Origin of the sequence: Massilia haematophila (genome assembly GCF_042647645.1) — a bacterium.
GTDB lineage: Bacteria > Pseudomonadota > Gammaproteobacteria > Burkholderiales > Burkholderiaceae_D > Telluria > Telluria haematophila.
Map to the genome: position 1 here is coordinate 5,452,839 of NZ_JBHRVV010000001.1, position 20,985 is coordinate 5,473,823.

Below are 20,985 nucleotides of genomic sequence, written 5' to 3' on the forward strand. Positions count from 1 at the left end.
GGACGCGGCCAGCCGTATTCGCCTGCGTTCCGGCCGCGTCACCTTCACGCTCAGAACGTGTAGCGCGCACCCAGCGACAGGGTGCGTCCCACCGCGCCGGCGTAGTCGAGCGGGTTGTAGGCCTGGGCGCCATAGGTCAGCGGGTCGAGCGGCGCGATCTTGTCGAACAGGTTCTCGACGGTGCCGAACACTTCCCAGGCCGGCTGCGGCTTCCAGCGCACCACCAGGTCGAAGGTGGTGAACGAGGCCAGCTCGCAGTTGCGCGGCGCCGGGCGGCCGTCGGCGTACACGCTGGCACAGCCGTCCGGATCGCCCTTGAACAGGACGTTGTCGATCGGCCCGCGGTAGTTGGCGTTGAGCGACACGCGCCAGTCGCCGCGGTCCCAGGCCGCGCGCAGGTTGGCGCGGTAGTCCGGGGTGCCGACGCAGTTGGTGACGTCGCAGTTGCCGTGGGTGCCGGCGAAGTCGCGCTCGCTGCCGTCCTGCTCCCGGCGGACCCATTCGTCGATGTAGGTCAGCTTGCCGTCGAACAGCAAATTGCCCCAGCCGCCGGGCAGGCGCAGGGTATAGCGGGCGTCGAGGTCGATGCCGCGCACGTCGGTCTGGGCCGAGTTGACGTAGCTGGCCAGCACCGCGGTGATCGCGCCCGGGTCGCCGGCAACGCCCGGCTCGGCGGTCGACGGGTCGCGTGCGACGCTTCCGTTGGCGATCGCGACGTCGGTCAACTCCTGGTTGATCTCGTTCTTGCGCTTGATCTTCCAGAAGTCGATCGAGACGCTGGCGCGCGGCAGCGGATCCCAGATCAGGCCGATGTTGTAGCTTTTCGAACGCTCGGGTTGGAGATCGGGATTGGGCGAGGTGATCACGGCGATGTTCCCCGCGCTGCAGGCGGCCTGCACGCCCAGGCCACAGCGCAGCGGGTCCGCGGCGGTCGAGAAGGCGGCCAGCCCGCCGACGCCGTTCTCGGCCGCGCTCGGGGCCCGGAAGCCGCGCGCGAAGGTGCCGCGCAGGGCGAACTGCTTCGACGGCGTCCACTTCAGCCCGGCTTTTGGCGCCCAGTTGTCGCCGACGTCGGTGTAGTCGTCGTAGCGCAAGGCGGCGGTCAGCTCGAGCTCGGGCAGCACCGGGGCCAGCGCCTCGGCATAGATCCCGAACACGTTGCGCGCGCCGCTGTAGGCCGAGTAGCCCAGGCCGATGACGTTGCCGCGCTCGGTGCCGGTGGTCGGCTCCAGCTCGGTTTCCTCGCGCCGCCATTCGAGCCCGGTCGCGAACCCGATCGGACCGCCGGCCAGTGCGCCGAATTCGCGCGTGGCCTTGAAGTCGCCCTGGATGATCTTGGTCCTGGCGTGGCTGTTGATCTTGGGCGAGAGCGCCGCGTAGACGGCCGGGTCGTTCAGGCCGGCGCTCTCGGCGATGCGCCAGAACGACCCTGGAGGCAGGGCCGCGTAGGCCGGGCTGGTGGCCAGCGCCGAAGCGACGTTGACGGCATCGTCGGGGTCGAGCAGGGCAAAGGCGACGTCGCGCTGCAGGAAGCCGCTGCGGTCGTTCTTCACGGTGCTGCGCGAGAACAGCAGCGAGGTGTCGTAGTCCCAGTCGAAGACCGTGCCCTTGGCGCCGGCCAGCAGGCGCGTGAAGAAGCCGTCGATGTCCGATTCGCGCGGGCCGACGTCGCCGGCCAGGTAGCGCAGGCGCGCCGCGGTGCCGAAATACGGGTTGTCCGGGTGGCCGGCGCCGAGCTGCACGGCGGCATTGCTGACCGGCCCGCCCGGATAGCCGACGTTGGCGTTCACGGTCGAGGGCGTGCTCGAGGACTTGGTCTTGCTGCTGTACAGGTTGAGTTCGCCGTAGGCTTCGATCTCCGGGGTGAAGCGGTAGGTGCCGCGCCCGAAGATGCTGTAGTTCTCCTGTTGCGGCTGGATCTGGTTGTACGCCAGGGGCGCGTCGATCAGGCAGCCGCCGCCCGGGTCGCCCTGCGGGTGGTTGGTGAAGTTCGAGCACGCCGCACCGGGGAACAACCGGGTGAAGCCGGTGGTGGCGGCGTCGAGGTTGCCGCGGTTGTGGTAGTTGTTGGTGAGCGGATTGCGCACGTTGCCGTTGATTGCGCTGCCCGATGCGTTGGCGCCGGGGATGGCGCCGGTACCGCCCAGGTTTTCCTGGGCCGAATAGCCCCAGGGGCGCAGGTCGATGCGGCCGATGTGCTCGCGGCTGGCGCGCTCGCGCAGCGGCAGGTCGTTCAGGCGCTTGAACTCGAAGTTCAGCAGCATGTTGTAGCCGTCCTTCTCGGGGTCGCCGACGCCGTGGGTGACGGCGAAGTTCTGTTCCTCGCCGTCCCATTTCTCGGTGATGCCGAGCAGGCCGCGCACGGTGGTGCCGGTGAAGCTGCGGCGCAGGATGATGTTGACCACGCCGGCGATCGCGTCCGAACCGTAGATGGCCGAGGCGCCGTCCTTCAGGATCTCGATGCGGTCGACGGCGTCGGTGGGAATCACGTTCAGGTCGGTGAACACCTTCTGGCCGTCGTCGGCCAGCCCGTAGGGCGCCATGCGCCGGCCGTTGAGCAGCACCAGGGTCGAGGCTGTGCCCAGGCCGCGCAGCGAGATGCCGGCGGCGCCGGCGGCGAAGCCGTTGCCGAAGTTGGTCGGCACCGAGCCCTGGTTGTCCACCGCCAGGGTCTGCAGCAGCTCGGAAACGGTGCTCTTGCCGGAGCGCTCGATGTCGGCCCGGTTCACGGTGATCACCGACGAGGCCGTTTCGGCTTCGGCGCGGCGGATGTTACTGCCGGTGACTTCGACGCGGGCGATCGGCCGCTGCGCCGCTTCCTGCGCCTGGGCGGCGGGCAGCGCGAGCAGGACCAGGCCGACCGCGCCGCCGCCGGCGAACAGGCGGCGCACCGATCGGGATATCAGGGTTTCTGTCATGACGGGACTCCAATGGTCGTGTGGGAATCCCGGTCCGTCGAGTCCGCTTGTCTCGCTTCAGGAAATCGATGAACGGCGTTCGATCCGCCATAAAGACAAACCCAAAGACAACCCAGAGACAAACCCAGCCGGACCAGGGCTTGTCTTAACTTTTGCATCGTTGACAATGACCTGTCTGATATCTCTCAAACGTCATCCTTACGCTGGCGCCGCTGTCAGCTTGTCGCAACCGCTTGCCAAGCAACCCGTGTTTACGCTGCGGACAAAAGGCTTGCCAATGTTCACGAGTTGGCGTTATAGTCGTTTGGACCATTTTTCGGATCCCGTCCATGCGCAACGTCGCTTTCTTTACCCGCTGGTTTTATTTTGGCCATTCCAGCCTACAGGCGGTGGAGTAGCGGCGGGTCACGCACAGCAGACCGGACCGAACGAACCAGAAACCGCCAGCGATGGCGGTTTTTTTTTATTTCCAGACCAGACAACGGAGTACAGCATGCCTCGCACCGACGACCTACGCATCCGCGAAATGAAGGAACTCACGCCGCCCTCGCACCTGATCCGCGAGTTTCCGGTGACGCCGGCGGCGGAACAGACCGCAGCCGGGGCACGCGTGGCGCTGCACCGCATCCTGCACGGCCAGGACGACCGCCTGCTGGTGGTGATCGGGCCGTGCTCGATCCACGACCCGAAGGCCGCGCTCGAGTACGCGCGCCGCCTGGTCGAACAGCGCCGGCGTTTCATCGGCGACCTCGAGATCGTGATGCGCGTCTATTTCGAGAAGCCGCGCACCACCGTGGGCTGGAAGGGCATGATCAACGACCCTTACATGGACAACAGCTTCCGCATCAACGACGGCCTGCGCATGGCGCGCGAGCTGCTGCGCGACGTCAACGAGATGGGCCTGCCCGCCGGCACCGAGTTCCTCGACGTGATCAGTCCGCAGTACATCGCCGACCTGATCAGCTGGGGCGCGATCGGCGCGCGGACCACCGAATCGCAGGTGCACCGCGAGCTCGCTTCCGGCCTGTCCTGCCCGGTCGGCTTCAAGAACGGCACCGACGGCAACATCAAGATCGCGGTGGAGGCGATCCGCGCGGCATCGACGCCGCACCACTTCCTGTCGGTGACCAAGGGCGGGCACTCGGCGATCGTCTCGACCTCGGGCAACGAGGATTGCCACATCATCCTGCGCGGCGGCAAGACGCCGAACTACGACGTCGCCAGCGTCGAGGAAGCCTGCCGCCAGATCGGCGCGCTGGGCCTGGCCGCGCGCCTGATGATCGACGCCTCGCACGCGAACAGCTCGAAGAAGCCGGAGAACCAGGTGCCGGTGTGCGCCGACATCGCGGCGCAGATCGCGGGCGGCGACGAGCGCATCGTCGGCGTGATGATCGAATCGCACCTGGTGGGCGGGCGCCAGGACCTGGTGCCGGGCAAGGAGCTGACCTACGGGCAGTCGGTGACCGACGGCTGCATCGACTGGGACACCAGCGTGCAGGTGCTCGAGGGGCTGGCCGCGGCGGTGCGCCAGCGCCGGCTGCGCGAGGATTCGTAATCGCTGATCGAGGCGGTGGCGGGCTATTGTAGGGTGGGCACTTGTGCCCACGCGGTCTCATCGCCTGATCGCATGCGGCTTCAATGATAACGGGACCAGGCCTACCGGGAGGCTGTTCGATACATTACCGCCCAACCGCGTGGGCTCGAGAGCCCACCCTACGAAAAGCTGTTCGACACGCTAACGTTTAACCGCGTGGACACAGGTGTCCACCCTACGAAACCCATCCCGCGGTTATCGCCGGCCCAAATAAGTTCATGGCCGGCCCACGCCGATTTGCGCTATCGTTAGCGTTTTTCATACGGCTGGGCACAGGAAGTCTCGATGGCAGCTTACATACTCCGGCGGCTGTGGCAGATGCTGCCGACGATGGCGGGCGTGATCGTGCTCGTGTTCGTGCTGTTCAACTGGGTCGGCGGCGATCCGGCCTACCTCCTCGCGGGCAAGATGGCCGACGAGGCGGCGATCGCCAACATCCGCGCCCAGCTCGGGATCGACCAGCCGGTCTGGGTCCAGCTCGGCATCTTCCTGAAGCAGATCCTTACCTTCGACTTCGGCAACGCCTGGAGCACGGGCGAGCCGGTCAGCCACATCATCGCCAGCCGCCTCGGGCCTTCGCTCACCGTACTGGTGCCATTGACCGTGCTCGAAACCTTCTTCGGCATCGCGCTGGCGCTGGCCATCGCGTTCGTGCGCGGCTCGCTGACGGACCGCGCCGTGATGGTGGCCTGCACGGTCGGCATGTCGATCTCGATCCTGGTCTACATCTCGGTGTTCCAGTACTTCTTCGCCTACAAGCTGGGCCTGTTCCCGGTGCAGGGCTGGGGCGCAAGCCTGGGCGAGAACCTGCTGCATTACGCGCTGCTGCCGATCATCATCGGGCTGGCGGTGTCGATCGCGCCGACCCTGCGCCTGTACCGCAGTTTCGTGCTCGACGAGGCGAACCAGGACTACGTGCGCACCGCGCGCGCGAAAGGATTGACGGAACGCCGCATCGTCTGGGTCCACGTGCTGAGGAATGCCGCGATCCCGATCATCACCCACGTGATGGCGAACCTGCCGGCCCTCCTGATCGGCGCCTTCCTGCTCGAGCGCTTCTTCGGCATCCCCGGCATCGGGCGCGAAGTGATCCTGGCCGTGGAGCGCAGCGATTTCCCGGTCATCAAGGCCATCACCGTGTACGTCGCCGCCGCGACCATGGTGTTCAACCTGCTGGCCGACCTGCTGTACCAGGCGGTCGATCCGCGCGTGCAATTAAAGTAAATAGCGTGAAGTGAAGAGCGTGAAATGACGACGATGCCGAACGATGCGGTCTCTCCCGGCCTGTGGGCGCTCGCCTGGCGCCGCCTGCGCGCCGACCGGGTCGCGATGGCGGCCCTGGCCGTGGTCGGCCTGTTCCTGCTGATGCTGGTGCTGTCTTCCACCGGCCTGCTGGCCGCCGACTGGGAAGAGGAGGTGGCCGTCAACTACGCGCCGCCGACCTTCGTCGGCGCGGACCCCGCCAGCGCGGCGCTGGCGAAGCCGCAGCGCCCGGCGCCGCCGAACGCCTTCGATCCGCTGGCCGAGGAACTCGAAGCGCTCAAGCGCGACGTGGCGCGCAGCCATCCGCCGGTCGAGAAGGCGCTGACGCTCCCCTTCGGGGCCGACAAGTGGGGCCACGATATCCTGAAGAAGACCATCAAGGGCGGCGAGACCTCGATCGTGGTCGGCCTGGTCGCGGCCTTCGTCGCGGTGGCGCTCGGCACCCTGTTCGGCGCGCTGTCCGGCTTCTACGGCGGTTTCATCGACGACCTGTTCAACTGGTTCTACAGCGTGTTCACCTCGATTCCCTCGATCCTGATGATCCTGGCCGTGGCTGCCGTGCTGCAGCAGAAGGGCGTGACGACCATCGTGCTGATCCTGGGCCTGACCGGCTGGACCGGGCCGTATCGCCTGATCCGCGCCGAGTACATCAAGCACAAGGCGCGCGAATACGTGATGGCGGCCGACGCCATCGGCGCCTCGAACTGGCGCAAGATGTTCTCGCACATCTTCCCCAACGTCTCGCACGTGGCGCTGGTGCAGGTCTCGATCCTGGTGGTTGGCTTCATCAAGGCCGAGGTCATTCTCTCCTTCCTCGGCTTCGGGGTGCCGGTCGGCACCGTGTCCTGGGGCAGCATGCTGAACGAGGCGCAGAACGAACTCATCCTCGGCAAATGGTGGCAGCTGGCTGCCGCGGCCGGGGCGATGGCGCTGCTGGTGACGGCATTCTCGCTGTTCACCGACGCGCTGCGCGATGCGCTCGACCCGAAGTTGAAATGAGTTGAAATGAGGCGGCCATGACGAACGACGACAACCTGCTGCTGCAGGTGCGCGACCTGCGCATTTCCTTCCGGGTCGACAAGAAGAACACGGTCGAGGCGATCAAGGGGATTTCCTTCGACGTGCCGCGCGACGCCACCGTGGCCCTGGTGGGCGAATCGGGCAGCGGCAAGTCGGTCAGCTCGCTCGCCGTGATGGGGCTGCTGCCGCCGGACACCACCATCGTGCACGAGGGCGCCAGCGTGCGCTTCGACGGCCGCGAGTTGTTTGCGCTGCCGCTGGCCGAGCGCCGCCGCCTGTGCGGCAAGGACATCGCGATGATCTTCCAGGAGCCGATGTCCTCGCTTAACCCGGTGTTCACGGTCGGCTTCCAGATCGGCGAAGTCCTGCGCCTGCACATGGGCATGAACAAAAAGCAGGCGCGCGCCCGCACGCTCGAACTGCTGGCCGAAGTCGGCATTCCCGATCCGGCGGCGAAGATCGATGCCTACCCGAGCCAGATGTCGGGCGGCCAGCAGCAGCGCGTGATGATCGCGATGGCGATCGCCTGCGAACCGAAGCTCCTGATCGCCGACGAACCGACCACGGCGCTCGACGTGACGATCCAAAAAGCAATCATCGAACTGATCGCGCGGCTGCAGAAAAAGCACCGGATGGCGGTGCTGTTCATCACCCACGACCTGGGCCTGGTCGGGGAGATCGCAGACCGCGTGATCGTGATGCGCCACGGCGTGGTGCGCGAGGAGGGCACGGCGGCCCAGGTGTTCGGCGCGCCGCGCGACCTGTACACGCGCGCGCTGCTGCACTGCCGCCCGAAGCTCGACGAGCGCCCGGTGCGCCTGCCGGTGATCGACGACTTCATGCGCGGGGAGGGCGCGCCTGCGATCGCGCTGCCGCAGCGCACGCGGGGTTATGCGCCGGATGACGAAAACGTGCTGGTCGTGAAGAACCTGCGCAAGAGCTTCTGGCTGCGCGAGGGATTGTTCGGCAAGCGCGAGTTCCGCGCAGTGAAGGATGTCTCGTTCACTCTCCCGCGCGGCAAGACCCTGGGCGTGGTCGGGGAATCGGGCTCGGGCAAGACCACGGTCGGCCTGACCCTGCTGCGGCTGCACCGCGCCAGCGGCGGCAGCGCCCTGTTCGAGGGCCGGGACCTGGTCGCGATGTCGGACCGCGAGTACCAGGCCTACAAGCGCCGCATCCAGATCATTTTCCAGAACCCCTACGCTTCCCTGAACCCGCGTTTCACGGTCGGCCAGATCCTGCTGGAACCGATGCGCATCCACGGCATCGGCGCCACCGACCACGAGCGCACCAGGATGGTGCAGGCGTTGCTGGGACGCGTCGGGCTGCCGGAGGCTGCCTATCACCGCTATCCGCACGAATTTTCCGGCGGCCAGCGCCAGCGCATCGCGATCGCGCGCTGCCTGACGATGAAGCCGGAAATTTTGGTGTGCGACGAATCGGTCTCGGCGCTCGACGTCTCGGTCCAGGCCCAGGTCCTGAACCTGCTGCAGGACCTGCAGGACGAGTACCGGATGAGCTACATCTTCATCTCGCACGACCTGGCGGTGGTGCGCTACATCGCCGACCAGGTGATGGTGATGCACCAAGGCAGCGTGGTCGAGATGGGCGACTCGGATGCACTCTACCGGAATCCCCAGCACGACTATACGAAGACGCTGTTAGCGGCGATCCCGCGGGGCTTGACTGTTGCGTAAACCCGGCACCTGCCAGCCGGGAAGGGCGATTTCCGCTACCATGTCGGGATGTCCCAGCTCTCGCTCCTGATCCAGAATTACGGCGTCCTGCTCGTCTTCGGCACGGTGCTGCTGGAGCAGTTCGGGCTGCCGATTCCCGCCTTCCCGGTGCTGGTGGTGGCGGGTGCGATGGCGATGGACGGCGGCGCCAGCTGGCAACTCTGCCTGCTGGCCGTGCTGCTGGCCTGCCTGGTCTGCGATTATTTCTGGTTCCGCGCCGGCCGCTACTACGGCAAGCGCGTGCTGCGCCTCCTGTGCCGCATCTCGCTGTCGCCGGACTCCTGCGTCAACCAGACCGAGGACCGCTTCCGCCGCTATGGGCCGAAGTCGCTGCTGGTGTCGAAGTTCATCCCCGGTTTCAACGCCATCGCCGCGCCGATGTCCGGCGCGCTCGGCACCAACACCTCCCAGTTCCTCGGCTTTGCCTCCACCGGCGCGCTGCTCTGGGGCGGCACCGGCATCGCCGTCGGCATGATCTTCCACGACAGCGTCGACCGCGTGCTGGCGACGCTGGAGACCATGGGCAGCACCGCCTTGAGCGTGCTGGGCGCGCTGCTGGCGCTGTTCGTCGCCTATAAATACATCGAGAGGCGCCGCCACCGCGCCAGCCTGGCGCTGCCGCGCATCGGCGTGCCTGAACTGAAGGCGCTGATCGAGGGCGGCCACGATCCCCTGATCGTCGATGCGAGGAGCGTTACCGCGCACGCGCTGGAGAGGGCGATACCCGGCGCCCTGCTGTACAAGGACTGCGAGCCGGGCCAGCTGATGGCCGGTCTCGACCGCGACCGCCACATCGTCGTCTACTGCAGCTGCCCGGACGACGTCACGGCCACCCAGGTGGCCAGGGAATTCCTCGCCAACGGCTTCCACCGCGCCCGGCCCCTGAAGGGCGGGCTCGACGCGTGGCATGCCCATCACCTGCCGCCGGGCGAACCGCAAACCGCGTAGGGTGGGCGGCTTTACCTGGCGGTCCAGTGCACACGCTGCGCTTGGCGCCGCCCACGCGTTTAAACAGTGCCGGCGTTGAGGCGGCATTTTTTTCTGTTTCTCCTGCTTTCTAAATAAGCCGCGCGGCTGTTCGACCGTCCGTCGAACGCGCGGGCGGCGTTCAGGTCGCGGAATCCCCGGCAGCCCAGTACGGCCGCACCACCCGACGCGTAGTTGTACTACTGCATCCGGAATGGGTAGTCTCATGCGTACTTAGCTAGCTTTGTACCTAAACTACAAAATTTACTTGTAATGGCGCAAAGAAATCCAGTAAGCTTGGACATCACCTGTACTCTGCCTCGCAATGACTGCTTCCCTGCCTGATACCGCCGGTTCCATCGCTGGCCGCTTCGATACCGTCCGCCTGCTGGCCGACGTCGGCGGCACCAATGCCCGCTTTGCGCTCGAGACCGCACCGGGCCGCTTCGAGGCGGTGCAGGTGCTGGGCTGCGCCGACCACGCCACGCTGGGCGACGCCATCCGCACCTATCTGGCGCTGCCGTCGGTGGCGGCATTCGGCCAGGTTAGGCACGCCGCGATCGCGATCGCCAATCCGGTCGACGGCGACCAGGTGCGCATGACCAACCACCACTGGCAGTTCTCGATCGAGGCGCTGCGCCAGGAGGCGGGCTTCGACATCCTGCTGGTGGTGAACGATTTCTATGCACTGGCGCGCTCGCTGCCGCACCTGGGGGGCGGCGACAAGGTGCAGGTCGGTGGCGGCGCGCCACGCGCGGGGGCGCCGCTGGGCCTGCTGGGCGCGGGCACCGGCCTGGGCGTGTCGGGCCTGATCCCGTGCGGCGACAGCTGGGATGCACTGCGCAGCGAAGGCGGCCACGTCAGTTTCGCCCCGGTCAACGAGCTGGAGCTCGCGATCCTGCAATACGCCTGGCGCGAATTCGAGCACGTCTCGTTCGAGCGCTTCCTGTCCGGCGCCGGCGTCGAACTCATCTACCGCGCGCTGGCCCACCACCACGGCCAGCCGGTCGAAGCGCTGGGGGCGCCCGAGATCTCGCGCCGCGCCCTGGCCGGCGAATGCGCGCTCTCGAGCCAGGTGCTGGACGTGTTCTGCGGCATGCTCGGCACGGTCGCCGGCAACCTGGCCGTCACCCTGGGCGCCCAGGGCGGCGTCTACATCGGCGGCGGCATCGTGCCGCGCCTGGGCGAACGCTTCGCCGCATCGAGCTTCCGCAGCCGCTTCGAACGCAAGGGCAGGTTCTCCGCCTACCTGGCCCAGGTGCCCACCTATGTGATCACCGCGGAATATCCGGCGTTTCTTGGCGTGTCGGCGATTCTGGCGGAAAAACTGTCGGCCTGACGCTACGCGCTACGCGCATCCTTGCGCAAGTGACCGTTCCTGTGTTTTATCGGTTACAATGACCCGCAGTTGGAAGAAACGATGATGACAGCACGCCCCGAGCGTGCGTCCGCGGCGCCCCGGTCCTGAGCTGCGCACGACGCGCCCACGTTTCGCTAAACACCAACCGGCCGGGTCCGGGTCCATGTCCATACCCCGTCACCGTATTGCGCCCGCCGCGTCCAAGCGCGGGCCACGAATTCCAGTTTCGACGAGTAGTAAGCTGCGAACCGCCCTGCGTTCGCGCCGCCGCCGGTATTGATACGCCGTGGCATGCGCGCCGCGGTGTGCGAACCGCGGTATGTGCGGACCGATTGTCGCGGCCGCATCCGCCCAGGCGCACTGCGCCGGGCATCGATCGCAAACCTGTCCGCCGGACGGCTTGCTGGCATCCGCTGAGCGGATTTGTTTGATAGTTTCTTAAGTGCTTGGCCAGAAATAAATGTGAATTTTGGCAAACAGAACCGGATGCGGTGCAAGGCGGCAAGTGCGCCGCAGTGCGAGCACTGCAAGCGCGAGCCAACGCGGCAGCGCGCCGGTTATGGCAGCCAAAAACACATTTATTTATGGGTAAGTACTTGGTATTCGAGCCTGACGACATCGAGAATGAAGACTGATGAGGCCAAGAAGGTCCTCGAGACCGCCTTGCTGTGTGCGCGCGAGCCGATGTCGCTTCATGGCATGAAAAAGCTGTTTGCCGACGTCGACGCGAACGGCAGGCAAGTCGGCATCGGCGTCGGTTCCGACACGATCAAGCTGCTGCTCGAGGAGCTGCGCCACGACTGGCGCGACCGCGGCATCGAGATCGTCAGCCTGGCCTCGGGCTGGCGCTTCCAGAGCCGGCCCGAGATGAAGCCGTACCTCGACCGCATCTCGCCGGAAAAGCCGCCGAAATATTCGCGCGCGACGCTGGAAACGCTGGCCATCATTGCCTACCGCCAGCCGGTCACGCGCGGCGACATCGAGGAAATCCGCGGCGTCGCGGTGAACTCGCAGACCATCAAGATGCTCGAAGACCGGGGCTGGATCGATGTGGTGGGCCACCGCGAGGTGGTCGGCCGCCCGGCCCTGCTGGGCACGACGAAACAATTCCTGGACGACCTGGGCCTGGCGTCGCTGGGCCAGCTGCCGCCGCTGGAGAGCATCGCCGATGCTTCCGACGGCCGCAGTCTCGAAGCGCTGGAAGCGGCGCTGAACGCGAATTTCGACAAGGCGGAGCCCGATGCGGCCGCCGACGAACAAGTTACTTCACCCGTTGAAGTCCCGATTCATGACCTTCAACCGGCCGTCGGCGCGGTACCAGGTCAGCACAACAACGAAACGAATGATGAATCCAACTGACACCACCGAGACCAATGCCGCGCAAGGCGGCATGGACGACGCGGCCAAACCGAAGCGCCGCACCAAAGCAGCCGCCCCTGCCGTTCCTGCCACGGGCGACGCCCAGCCGGCCGAGAAGCCGAAGCGCCGCAGCAAGGCTGCCGCTGTTGCCGCCGCTCCTGCCGAAGGCGAGGCGGCCGTAGCCGCCGAGGCCGCACCGAAGGCGCCTGCCGCCCGCAAGCCGCGCGCCACCAAGGCCAAGCCGGCCGCCACCGAAGCGGCCGCCGAGGCTGCACCGGCAGCCGCTCCCGTCGCGGCTCCCGCAGCGCCTGCTGTCGAAGCCGCGCCTGCGCAGGATGAGGCGCCGCGCCAGGAGCAGGGCCAGCGTAAACCGCGCGGTCCGCGCCAGATGCGCGAGCAGCGCGGCCAGCGCGAAGCGCGCCAGGCCGCCGTCGCCGTCGCCGCGCCCGAGTCAGCGGCAGCGGCAGTGGACGGAGCCGGCGAGCAGCCCGCGCCTGAAGCCCGCCGCGAACAGCGCCAGGGCAAGGGTCGCCAGAAGAACCAGAAAGGGCAGAAGAACGCCCAGCCGAATGCGCAGGCAGGCGGCCAGCAGGGCAAGGGTGCCCAGCAGGTTAAAAACGAGCAGCGCGGCAAAGGCGGCAAGCAGAAGCCCGGCCGCGGCAACGACGCCGACGCCGTGTTCTCCTTCGTGACCTCCGATGCCTTCGACGCCAACGACGGCGGCCAGGGCCAGCAGAAAGCGAAACCGGTGCGCCGCGACCTGACGGCCGACGACGACGCGCCGAAGCTGCACAAGGTGCTGGCCGAAGCCGGCCTCGGCTCGCGCCGCGACATGGAAGAGCTGATCATCGCCGGCCGCGTGTCGGTGAACGGCGAGCCGGCCCACATCGGCCAGCGCATCCTGCCGACCGATGCCGTGCGCATCAACGGCAAGCTGATCCAGCGTAAGGTGCACAACAACAAGCCGCCGCGCGTGCTGGTGTACCACAAGCCGGCCGGCGAGATCGTCAGCCACGACGATCCGGAAGGCCGTCCGTCGGTGTTCGACCGCCTGCCGACCATGAAGACCGGCAAGTGGCTGGCCGTGGGCCGCCTCGACTTCAACACCGAAGGCCTGCTGCTGTTCACCACGTCCGGCGACCTGGCGAACCGCCTGATGCACCCGCGTTACAACATCGACCGCGAATACGCCGTGCGGACGCTGGGCGAGCTGGAAGAGGGCATGCGCCAGAAGCTGCTGGCCGGCGTCGAGCTCGACGACGGCAAGGCCGCCTTTACCAAGATCATCGACGGCGGCGGCGAAGGCATCAACAAGTGGTACCGCGTGGTGATCGGCGAAGGCCGCAACCGCGAGGTGCGCCGCATGTTCGAGGCTGTCGGCCTGACCGTCTCGCGCCTGATCCGTACCCGCTACGGCGCGATGACCCTGCCTTCCGGCCTGAAGCGCGGCCGCTGGGAAGAGCTGGAAGAAAACGACGTACGCAACTTCATGGCCGCCTTCGGCATCGAGAAGAAGGGCGGCGCAGCCGCGGCCGGCAGCGGCAAGGGGCAAGGCAAGAACCAGGGCCAGCCCGACCCGCGCCGCGCCGACGGCAACCGCATCGACCGTGCCGACGCCAACCGCAATGTCGACCCGTTCGGCCCGCCGGTGGTGCGTGCCGGCGTGCCGCGCGCCGGCGGCGCCGCGGCCGGCGGCCTGCCGGGCCCGGTGCGCGGCAAGGGTGGCCGCAATGGCAATGCGGGCAATGCGGGCAACGCCGGCGGTTTCGGCGGCTCGGGACGTCCGGGCAGCGGCGGCAGCAGCCGTCCGCGCCAGCCTGACCCGCTGCAGACCACCTTCGGCTTTGCCGGTACCGGCGGAGGTCGCCGTGGCGGCCAGGGTCCGCGCGGTTCCGAGCACGGCCTGCCGCGCCGCGGGCGCCGCGGGTAAGCGCTAACGTCCGGGGTTGTTTTTTCGTAGGGTGGGCCGGGCCGCGCAGGCTCTCGAGCCCACGCGGTACGGCGGTTGCGGCGCGATTGCTTTTGCGGCGCATGCCCCAATATGCATGCTCATCGGCGCGTGGCGGTAACGTCGCATCCGATTAACCGGTCAGACCGCGTGGGCACAAGTGCCTACCCTGCAACGTCATACCCGCGCACGTTTGCCGTGCGCATCCGTTGTTTCGCTCTCAATATAATGGTATGGCGATTGCAGCGTGCCCCGGAACACGTTATAATTTGCAGCCTAATCAAAGTTCTTCCCGAGTGTGTTTATTTGGTGCAAGTGCTTTCATCTGGTTGGGTTGTGAATACAAAAAGATGGGCAGATGCCCATTTTTTTTTTGGTAAAACGTTTTAAAGCCCTGGAGAAGTGTCGTGCAGCAGTTTGATTTGATCGCCAAGACAGTCAGTGGCCTGGGCTACGAGCTCGTTGATGTCGAACGAGGCGAGCGCGGGGTCCTGCGCGTGTTTATCGATTTCCCGGCTGCCGTCGCTGACGAGAAGGGGCCGATCACGGTCGAGGATTGCGCAACGGTGAGCCACCAGTTGTCGCACGTGTTGACCGTGGAAAACGTCGATTACGAGCGTTTGGAAATTTCGTCGCCCGGGCTGGACCGCCCGGTGCGCACCCTGGCCGATTTTGCGCGCTTCGCCGGCCACGAATGCACGGTAAAGCTGCGCGTCGCCATGCCTGGCAGCGCGAACCGGAAGACCTATACGGGCATCCTGGTCGCGCCGGAAGGCGACAAGATCGGTCTGGAATTTGAAAATAAAGATGGGCCGGCGTTGTTGGAATTTACGCTGGCCGAATTGGACAAGGCACGCCTGGTGCCGCAGGTGGATTTTAGGAGTCGCAAAGCATGAGTCGCGAAATTTTGTTACTGGTTGATGCGCTCGCGCGCGAAAAAAACGTCGATAAGGAAGTGGTCTTCGGGGCGCTCGAGTTCGCCCTGGCCCAGGCCACCAAAAAACGCTATGAAGGCGAGGTCGACATTCGCGTGAGCATCGATCGCGACAACGGCGAGTTCGAAACCTTCCGCCGCTGGCACGTCGTGCCGGACGAGGCGGGCCTGCAGCTGCCGGACCAGGAAATCCTGCACTTCGAAGCCAAGGAACAGATCCCGGACATCGAAGTCGACGAATACATCGAAGAACCGGTGGAGTCGGTCGACTTCGGCCGCCGCTTCGCCCAGGACACCAAGCAGGTCGTGCTGCAGCGCGTGCGCGATGCCGAGCGCGAGCAGATCCTGCAGGACTTCCTCGAGCGCGGCGATTCGCTGGTGACCGGCACCATCAAGCGCATGGAACGCGGCGACGCCATCGTCGAGTCGGGCAAGATCGAAGCGCGCCTGCCGCGCGACCAGATGATCCCGAAGGAAAACCTGCGTATCGGCGACCGCGTCCGCGCCTACATCCTGCGCGTCGACCGCAACATGCGCGGCCCGCAGGTGATCCTGTCGCGCACCGCACCGGAATTCATCATGAAGCTGTTCGAACTGGAAGTTCCGGAAATCGAACAGGGCCTGCTGGAAATCAAATCGGCTGCCCGTGATGCCGGCGTGCGCGCCAAGATTGCCGTCTACACGGCCGACAAGCGCATCGACCCGATCGGTACCTGCGTCGGCATGCGCGGTTCGCGCGTGCAGGCCGTGACCGGCGAGCTCGGCGGCGAGCGCGTGGACATCGTGCTGTGGTCGGACGATCCGGCCCAGTTCGTGATCGGCGCCCTGGCGCCGGCGAACGTGTCGTCGATCATGGTCGACGAAGAGAAGCACGCGATGGACGTCGTGGTCGACGAAGAAAACCTGGCGATCGCGATCGGCCGTTCGGGCCAGAACGTGCGCCTGGCGTCGGAACTGACTGGCTGGAAGATCAACATCATGACGGCCGAGGAATCGGCCAACAAGGTGGCCCAGGAAACGGCGGCGATCCGCTCGCTGTTCATGGAAAAGCTCGATGTTGACCAGGAAGTGGCCGACATCCTCGTGGAAGAAGGCTTCTCGAGCCTTGAAGAAATCGCGTATGTACCAATTTCGGAGATGCTCGAGATCGAATCCTTCGACGAGGAAACCGTCAACGAACTGCGTACCCGCGCCCGTGACGCGCTGGTGACCGAAGCCATTGCCTCCGAAGAAGGTCTGGAAGGCATGGAAGAGGCGCTGGTGAACCTCGAGGGCATGGACCGCACGACCGCGGGCAAGCTTGGCCTGGCAGGCATCAAGACGGTGGAAGCATTCGCGGGTCTCGCTTACGACGAATTCGGCGCCATCCTGGCGCTGCCGTCGGACCGTGCCCGTGAACTGATCAAGAATGAATTTAATGATGTGACCGACGATGAGATGAAGCTGGTCGACGCGAAATACGACGACCGCGCGAAGGCATTGCAGGCGAAAGCCTGGAGCCAGGTCGAAACGGCCAAGGCATAATTGCTGCTGCCGGAACGACAAAAAATCTTTATCATCTCCGCGACACATAGAAAAGAGGACTGAATGGCGAGTAACAACGTAGCCCAATTTGCCACCGAACTGAAGATGCCTGCAGATTTGCTGCTGACGCAGCTGCGTTCTGCCGGCGTCGAGAAAAGTTCGACGTCAGATCCCTTGTCAAAGGATGATAAGGACAAGCTGCTGAACCACCTGCGCCGTACCCACGGCGCGGGCGAATCGACCGAGAAGAAAAAGATCACGGTCACCCGCAAGGAAACCAGCGAGATCAAGCAGGCCGACGCGTCGGGCAAGTCGCGCACGATCCAGGTCGAAGTGCGCAAGAAGCGCACCTTCGTCCAGCGCGACGACCCGGCGCCAGCCGCTGCGGCCGCGCCGGCCGCTCCGGTGATCGACGAAGCCGAGATCGCACGCCGCGAAGAAGAAGCGCGCCGTCATGCCGAGCTCGTTGCTCGTCAGGAAGCGGACCTGCGTGAAAAGCAGGAACGCCTGGCCAAGCTGGAGTCCGAACGTGCCGAACAGGCCCGTGCCGAGGAAGAGCAGGCCAAGCGCGACGCCGCCGAGCAAGCCAAGCGCGAAGCCGCTGCCGCTGCCGCCGCCAGTTCGGCTGCCAGCGAGCAAGCCAAGCAGGCCGCCGCCGAGGAAGCCAAGCGCAAGGCGGACGAAGCCGCCAAGGCCGCCGCCGAACGCGCTGCCGCCACCGAGCGTGCACGCAAGGCCGTGGCCGACGAAGTGGCCCAGATCAAGCTGATGATGGCCCAGCCGCGCCGCGTCATCAAGGCGCCCGAGCCGGCACCGGCGCCGGTCGCCGCGAAACCGGCCGCGCCGGCAGGCACGCTGCACAAGCCGGCCGACAAGAAGCCGGCCGAAGCCAAGCCGGGCGACAAGAAGCCGGGCGACAAGAAGTCGATCAAGTCGGCGAATGTCTCTTCGACCTGGTCGGACGACAAGAAACGCGGCGCCCCTGGCGGCGCCAAGACCCGCGGCGGCGCAGGCGCGCCGAGCGGCCGCGACGGCTGGCGTAGTGGTGGCCGTGGTGGCCGCCGCAATTCGCACGGCGACGACCGCGAATCGAACTTCCAGGCGCCGACCGAGGCGATCGTGCGCGAAGTGCACGTGCCTGAAACCATCACCGTGGCCGAACTGGCGCACAAGATGTCGGTGAAGGCGTCGGAAGTCATCAAGCAGCTGATGAAGCTGGGCCAGATGTGCACCATCAACCAGGTGCTGGACCAGGAAACCGCGATGATCGTGGTGGAAGAGATGGGCCATAAAGCCTTCGCTGCCGCCGTCGACGATCCGGAAGCGCTGCTGGCCGACCAGGGCGAACACACCGAGTTCGAAGCGAAGCCGCGTGCGCCGGTCGTGACCGTCATGGGCCACGTCGACCACGGCAAGACCTCGCTGCTGGACTACATCCGTCGTGCGAAGGTCGCTGCTGGCGAAGCCGGCGGCATTACCCAGCACATCGGCGCTTACCACGTGGACACCCCGCGCGGCATGGTGACCTTCCTGGATACCCCGGGCCACGAGGCGTTCACCGCCATGCGTGCCCGCGGCGCCAAGGCAACCGACATCGTCATCCTGGTGGTGGCGGCCGACGACGGCGTGATGCCGCAGACCAAGGAAGCGATCGCCCACGCGAAAGCCGCCGGCGTGCCGCTGGTGGTGGCGATCAACAAGATCGACAAGCAGGGTGCCAACGCCGACCGCGTGACCCAGGAACTGGTCGCCGAAGGCGTCGTGCCGGAAGAATACGGCGGCGATTCGCCGTTCGTCCCGGTGTCGGCCAAGCTCGGTACCGGTATCGACGACCTGCTGGAGCAAGTGCTGCTGCAGGCCGAAGTGCTGGAATTGAAGGCGCCGGTCGAGTCGCCTGCCCGTGGCCTGGTGGTCGAAGCCCGCCTGGACAAGGGCCGTGGCCCGGTCGCCACCATCCTGGTGCAGTCGGGTACGCTGCGCCGCGGCGACGTCGTGCTGGCAGGTTCCTCGTTCGGCCGCGTCCGTGCGATGCTCGACGAGAACGGCAAGCCGGTCACCGAAGCCGGTCCGTCGATCCCGGTCGAGATCCAGGGCCTGACCGAAGTGCCGAGCGCCGGTGAAGAAGCGATGGTGATGGCCGACGAGCGCAAGGCGCGCGAAATCGCCCTGTTCCGTCAAGGGAAGTTCCGCGACGTCAAACTGGCGAAGCAGCAGGCCGCCAAGCTGGAGAACATGTTCGACCAGATGGCCGAAGGCGAAGTCAAGAACCTGCCGCTCATCGTCAAGACCGATGTCCAGGGTTCCCAGGAAGCGCTGGTGGGCTCGCTGCAGAAGCTGTCGACCTCGGAAGTGCGCGTCCAGATCGTCCACGCGGCGGTCGGCGGCATCAGCGAGTCGGACGTCAACCTGGCGGTGGCCTCGAAAGCGGTCATCATCGGCTTCAACGCCCGTGCCGATGCGTCGGCGCGCAAGGTGGCCGAAGCGAACGGCGTCGACATCCGTTACTACAGCATCATTTACGATGCGATCGACGAGATCAAGACGGCACTGTCGGGCATGCTGGCGCCGGAGAAGCGCGAGACCGTCACCGGCCAGGTCGAGATCCGCCAGGTCATCCTGGTGTCGAAGGTCGGCGCGATCGCGGGCTGCCTGGTCACCGATGGCGTGGTCAAGCGTACCTCCTCGGTCCGCCTGCTGCGCAACAACATCGTGGTCTGGACCGGCGAGATCGACTCGCTCAAGCGCTTCAAGGACGACGCGAAGGAAGTCCGCGCCGGTCTCGAGTGCGGCCTGTCGCTGAAGAACTACAACGACATCCAGGTCGGCGACGTTCTGGAAGTGTTCGAAGTGACCGAAGTGGCGCGTACGCTGTAATCCAGACGCGCGACCGAACAGCGCCATCCGCCGGGCTCACGCCCAGCCGATGGCGTTTTTTTTATCGCGCGCACCGCGTACGCCCGATGCGGCGCAATCGATGTACCATCGTCAAAAAATATAAAGCAATCATCATGGCAAAACACAGCAAAACCATCCCCCAGCGCGGCTTGCGCGTTGCCGACCAGATCCAGAAAGACTTGTCGGAACTGATCGCCTTTGAACTGAAAGACCCGCGCGTGGGCATGATCACGCTCACCGAAGTGCAGCTCACGCCGGACTACGCGCACGCGAAGATTTACTTCACCTTGCTGAAAGACAGCAAGGAAGAAGTCAAGCAGACGCTCGAAGGCCTGAACAAGGCGTCGGGCTACCTGCGCAACATGCTCGGCAAGCGCCTGCACATCCACACGCTGCCGGCGCTGCACTTCCTGCACGACACCTCGACCTCGCGCGGCCTGCAGATGTCGGCCCTGATCGACCAGGCCAACGCCGTGCGCGCCGCCGACTTCGGCGAAGACGAGGCGGATTCCGCGTCGGGTAAAGAGTGAACGCTCGCCCGCAAAAACAGCCGCGCGACCCCGTCGACGGCGTGCTCCTGCTCGACAAGCCGGTCGGCCTGTCGTCGAACGACGCGCTGATCCAGGCGAAGCGCGTGATGAACGCGAAAAAGGCCGGCCATACCGGCACCCTCGACCCCTTCGCCACCGGCCTCTTGCCGCTGTGCTTCGGCGAGGCGACCAAGTTTTCCCAGGACCTGCTGGAAGCCGACAAGACCTACGAGGCGACCGTCCACCTCGGCATCATGACGACCACCGGCGACACCGAGGGCGAGACCCTCGAGACGCGCGACGTGGACGTGACGCTGGAGCAGATCGAGGCGGCGCTGGCGCGCTTCCGTGGTCCGATTTTGCAAGTGCCGCCGATGTATTCGGCCCTGAAGCGCGACGGCAAGGCGTTATATGAATACGCGCGCGAAGGCATCACGCTCGAGCGCGAAGCGCGCCCGGTGACCATCCACGGCCTGGAGCTGGTCGAGTACGCCGCGCCGATGCTGAAGATCCGCGTCACCTGCAGCAAGGGCACCTATGTGCGCGTGCTGGGCGAGGACATCGGCGCGGCGCTCGGCTGCGGCGCCCACCTGAACGCGCTGCGCCGCATCCAGGTCGGTGCGCTCACCACCGAGCGCATGATCACGCTCGAGGAACTGCAGGCGCACACCGATCCGCGTTCGCTGCTGGCCCCGGTCGATGCGCTGCTGTCGAGCTTTCCATCGGTCGAATTGACGGACGAGCTGGCGAAGCGCTTCCTGAACGGGCAACGCCTGGCGCTGGGCAAGGAGTCGGTCATGGTGCCGCAGGAGCTGGGCAGGGTGCGGGTCTACCACCAGGGCAAGCTGCTCGGCACGGCGAACCTGCAGGAGTATTCCATCCTGGCACCGGAACGGTTGATCGCGGTGCCTTGATAACGTCGTGATTGCCGAGACGTA

The 20,985-nt window shown here is 66.0% G+C and carries 14 protein-coding genes; 13 read left to right on the top strand and 1 reads right to left on the bottom strand.

The genetic code is table 11. The features are described 5' to 3' along the window. Nucleotides 1-50: 50 nt before the first annotated feature. The gene (locus ACFOPH_RS24155; protein ID WP_379737663.1) at nucleotides 51-2,918 is read right to left on the bottom strand and encodes a TonB-dependent receptor; all 2,868 of its coding nucleotides are present in this window, start codon (nucleotides 2,916-2,918) and stop codon (nucleotides 51-53) included. Between the two features lie 493 nt (nucleotides 2,919-3,411). Here ACFOPH_RS24155 and aroG point away from each other — a divergent pair, with 493 nt between their 5' ends. The 13 genes from aroG (at nucleotide 3,412) to truB (ending at nucleotide 20,961) form a co-directional block, all read left to right on the top strand. Further along, nucleotides 3,412-4,473, top strand: coding sequence for a 3-deoxy-7-phosphoheptulonate synthase AroG (aroG, locus tag ACFOPH_RS24160; RefSeq protein ID WP_379737665.1), 1,062 nt, complete (start codon nucleotides 3,412-3,414; stop codon nucleotides 4,471-4,473). 324 nt (nucleotides 4,474-4,797) lie between these two features. After that, nucleotides 4,798-5,736, top strand: a complete 939-nt coding sequence (locus ACFOPH_RS24165; RefSeq protein WP_312551712.1) for an ABC transporter permease — start codon at nucleotides 4,798-4,800, stop codon at nucleotides 5,734-5,736. A gap of 24 nt (nucleotides 5,737-5,760) precedes the next feature. Beyond that, the gene (locus ACFOPH_RS24170) at nucleotides 5,761-6,774 is read left to right on the top strand and encodes an ABC transporter permease (protein ID WP_312551710.1); all 1,014 of its coding nucleotides are present in this window, start codon (nucleotides 5,761-5,763) and stop codon (nucleotides 6,772-6,774) included. Nucleotides 6,775-6,791: 17 nt separating this feature from the next. Continuing rightward, on the top strand, nucleotides 6,792-8,492 hold the full coding sequence (locus ACFOPH_RS24175; protein ID WP_379737667.1) for an ABC transporter ATP-binding protein: 1,701 nt from the start codon (nucleotides 6,792-6,794) through the stop codon (nucleotides 8,490-8,492). A 48-nt stretch (nucleotides 8,493-8,540) separates the two neighbouring features. After that, nucleotides 8,541-9,479, top strand: coding sequence for a rhodanese-like domain-containing protein (locus ACFOPH_RS24180; RefSeq protein WP_312551706.1), 939 nt, complete (start codon nucleotides 8,541-8,543; stop codon nucleotides 9,477-9,479). 343 nt (nucleotides 9,480-9,822) lie between these two features. Then, on the top strand, nucleotides 9,823-10,836 hold the full coding sequence (locus ACFOPH_RS24185; protein WP_379737669.1) for a glucokinase: 1,014 nt from the start codon (nucleotides 9,823-9,825) through the stop codon (nucleotides 10,834-10,836). 645 nt (nucleotides 10,837-11,481) lie between these two features. Continuing rightward, on the top strand, nucleotides 11,482-12,216 hold the full coding sequence (gene scpB / locus ACFOPH_RS24190; protein WP_312554362.1) for an SMC-Scp complex subunit ScpB: 735 nt from the start codon (nucleotides 11,482-11,484) through the stop codon (nucleotides 12,214-12,216). Continuing rightward, entirely contained in the window at nucleotides 12,203-14,146 is a 1,944-nt protein-coding gene (rluB, locus tag ACFOPH_RS24195; RefSeq protein WP_379737995.1) for a 23S rRNA pseudouridine(2605) synthase RluB, read from the top strand. The genes scpB and rluB overlap by 14 nt, the downstream gene beginning before the upstream one ends. A gap of 425 nt (nucleotides 14,147-14,571) precedes the next feature. Continuing rightward, nucleotides 14,572-15,060 (top strand): ribosome maturation factor RimP, encoded by a 489-nt coding sequence (gene rimP / locus ACFOPH_RS24200; RefSeq protein ID WP_312551905.1) that lies wholly within the window; start codon nucleotides 14,572-14,574, stop codon nucleotides 15,058-15,060. Then, nucleotides 15,057-16,622 (top strand): transcription termination factor NusA, encoded by a 1,566-nt coding sequence (nusA, locus tag ACFOPH_RS24205; protein WP_312551907.1) that lies wholly within the window; start codon nucleotides 15,057-15,059, stop codon nucleotides 16,620-16,622. The genes rimP and nusA overlap by 4 nt, the downstream gene beginning before the upstream one ends. A gap of 63 nt (nucleotides 16,623-16,685) precedes the next feature. Next, nucleotides 16,686-19,496 (top strand): translation initiation factor IF-2, encoded by a 2,811-nt coding sequence (gene infB, locus ACFOPH_RS24210; protein WP_312551909.1) that lies wholly within the window; start codon nucleotides 16,686-16,688, stop codon nucleotides 19,494-19,496. A 134-nt stretch (nucleotides 19,497-19,630) separates the two neighbouring features. Beyond that, nucleotides 19,631-20,047 (top strand): 30S ribosome-binding factor RbfA, encoded by a 417-nt coding sequence (rbfA, locus tag ACFOPH_RS24215; RefSeq protein WP_312551910.1) that lies wholly within the window; start codon nucleotides 19,631-19,633, stop codon nucleotides 20,045-20,047. After that, entirely contained in the window at nucleotides 20,044-20,961 is a 918-nt protein-coding gene (truB, locus tag ACFOPH_RS24220) for a tRNA pseudouridine(55) synthase TruB (protein ID WP_379737672.1), read from the top strand. Before rbfA ends, truB begins: the two co-directional genes overlap by 4 nt. Nucleotides 20,962-20,985: the final 24 nt, after the last annotated feature.

Coding starts and splice junctions, on each gene's coding strand:
- ACFOPH_RS24155 (WP_379737663.1), bottom strand. CDS start 2,918: ATGACAGAAACCCTGATATCCCGATCGGTGCGCCGCCTGTTCGCCGGC.
- aroG (WP_379737665.1), top strand. CDS start 3,412: ATGCCTCGCACCGACGACCTACGCATCCGCGAAATGAAGGAACTCACG.
- ACFOPH_RS24165 (WP_312551712.1), top strand. CDS start 4,798: ATGGCAGCTTACATACTCCGGCGGCTGTGGCAGATGCTGCCGACGATG.
- ACFOPH_RS24170 (WP_312551710.1), top strand. CDS start 5,761: ATGACGACGATGCCGAACGATGCGGTCTCTCCCGGCCTGTGGGCGCTC.
- ACFOPH_RS24175 (WP_379737667.1), top strand. CDS start 6,792: ATGACGAACGACGACAACCTGCTGCTGCAGGTGCGCGACCTGCGCATT.
- ACFOPH_RS24180 (WP_312551706.1), top strand. CDS start 8,541: ATGTCCCAGCTCTCGCTCCTGATCCAGAATTACGGCGTCCTGCTCGTC.
- ACFOPH_RS24185 (WP_379737669.1), top strand. CDS start 9,823: ATGACTGCTTCCCTGCCTGATACCGCCGGTTCCATCGCTGGCCGCTTC.
- scpB (WP_312554362.1), top strand. CDS start 11,482: ATGAAGACTGATGAGGCCAAGAAGGTCCTCGAGACCGCCTTGCTGTGT.
- rluB (WP_379737995.1), top strand. CDS start 12,203: ATGAATCCAACTGACACCACCGAGACCAATGCCGCGCAAGGCGGCATG.
- nusA (WP_312551907.1), top strand. CDS start 15,057: ATGAGTCGCGAAATTTTGTTACTGGTTGATGCGCTCGCGCGCGAAAAA.
- infB (WP_312551909.1), top strand. CDS start 16,686: ATGGCGAGTAACAACGTAGCCCAATTTGCCACCGAACTGAAGATGCCT.
- rbfA (WP_312551910.1), top strand. CDS start 19,631: ATGGCAAAACACAGCAAAACCATCCCCCAGCGCGGCTTGCGCGTTGCC.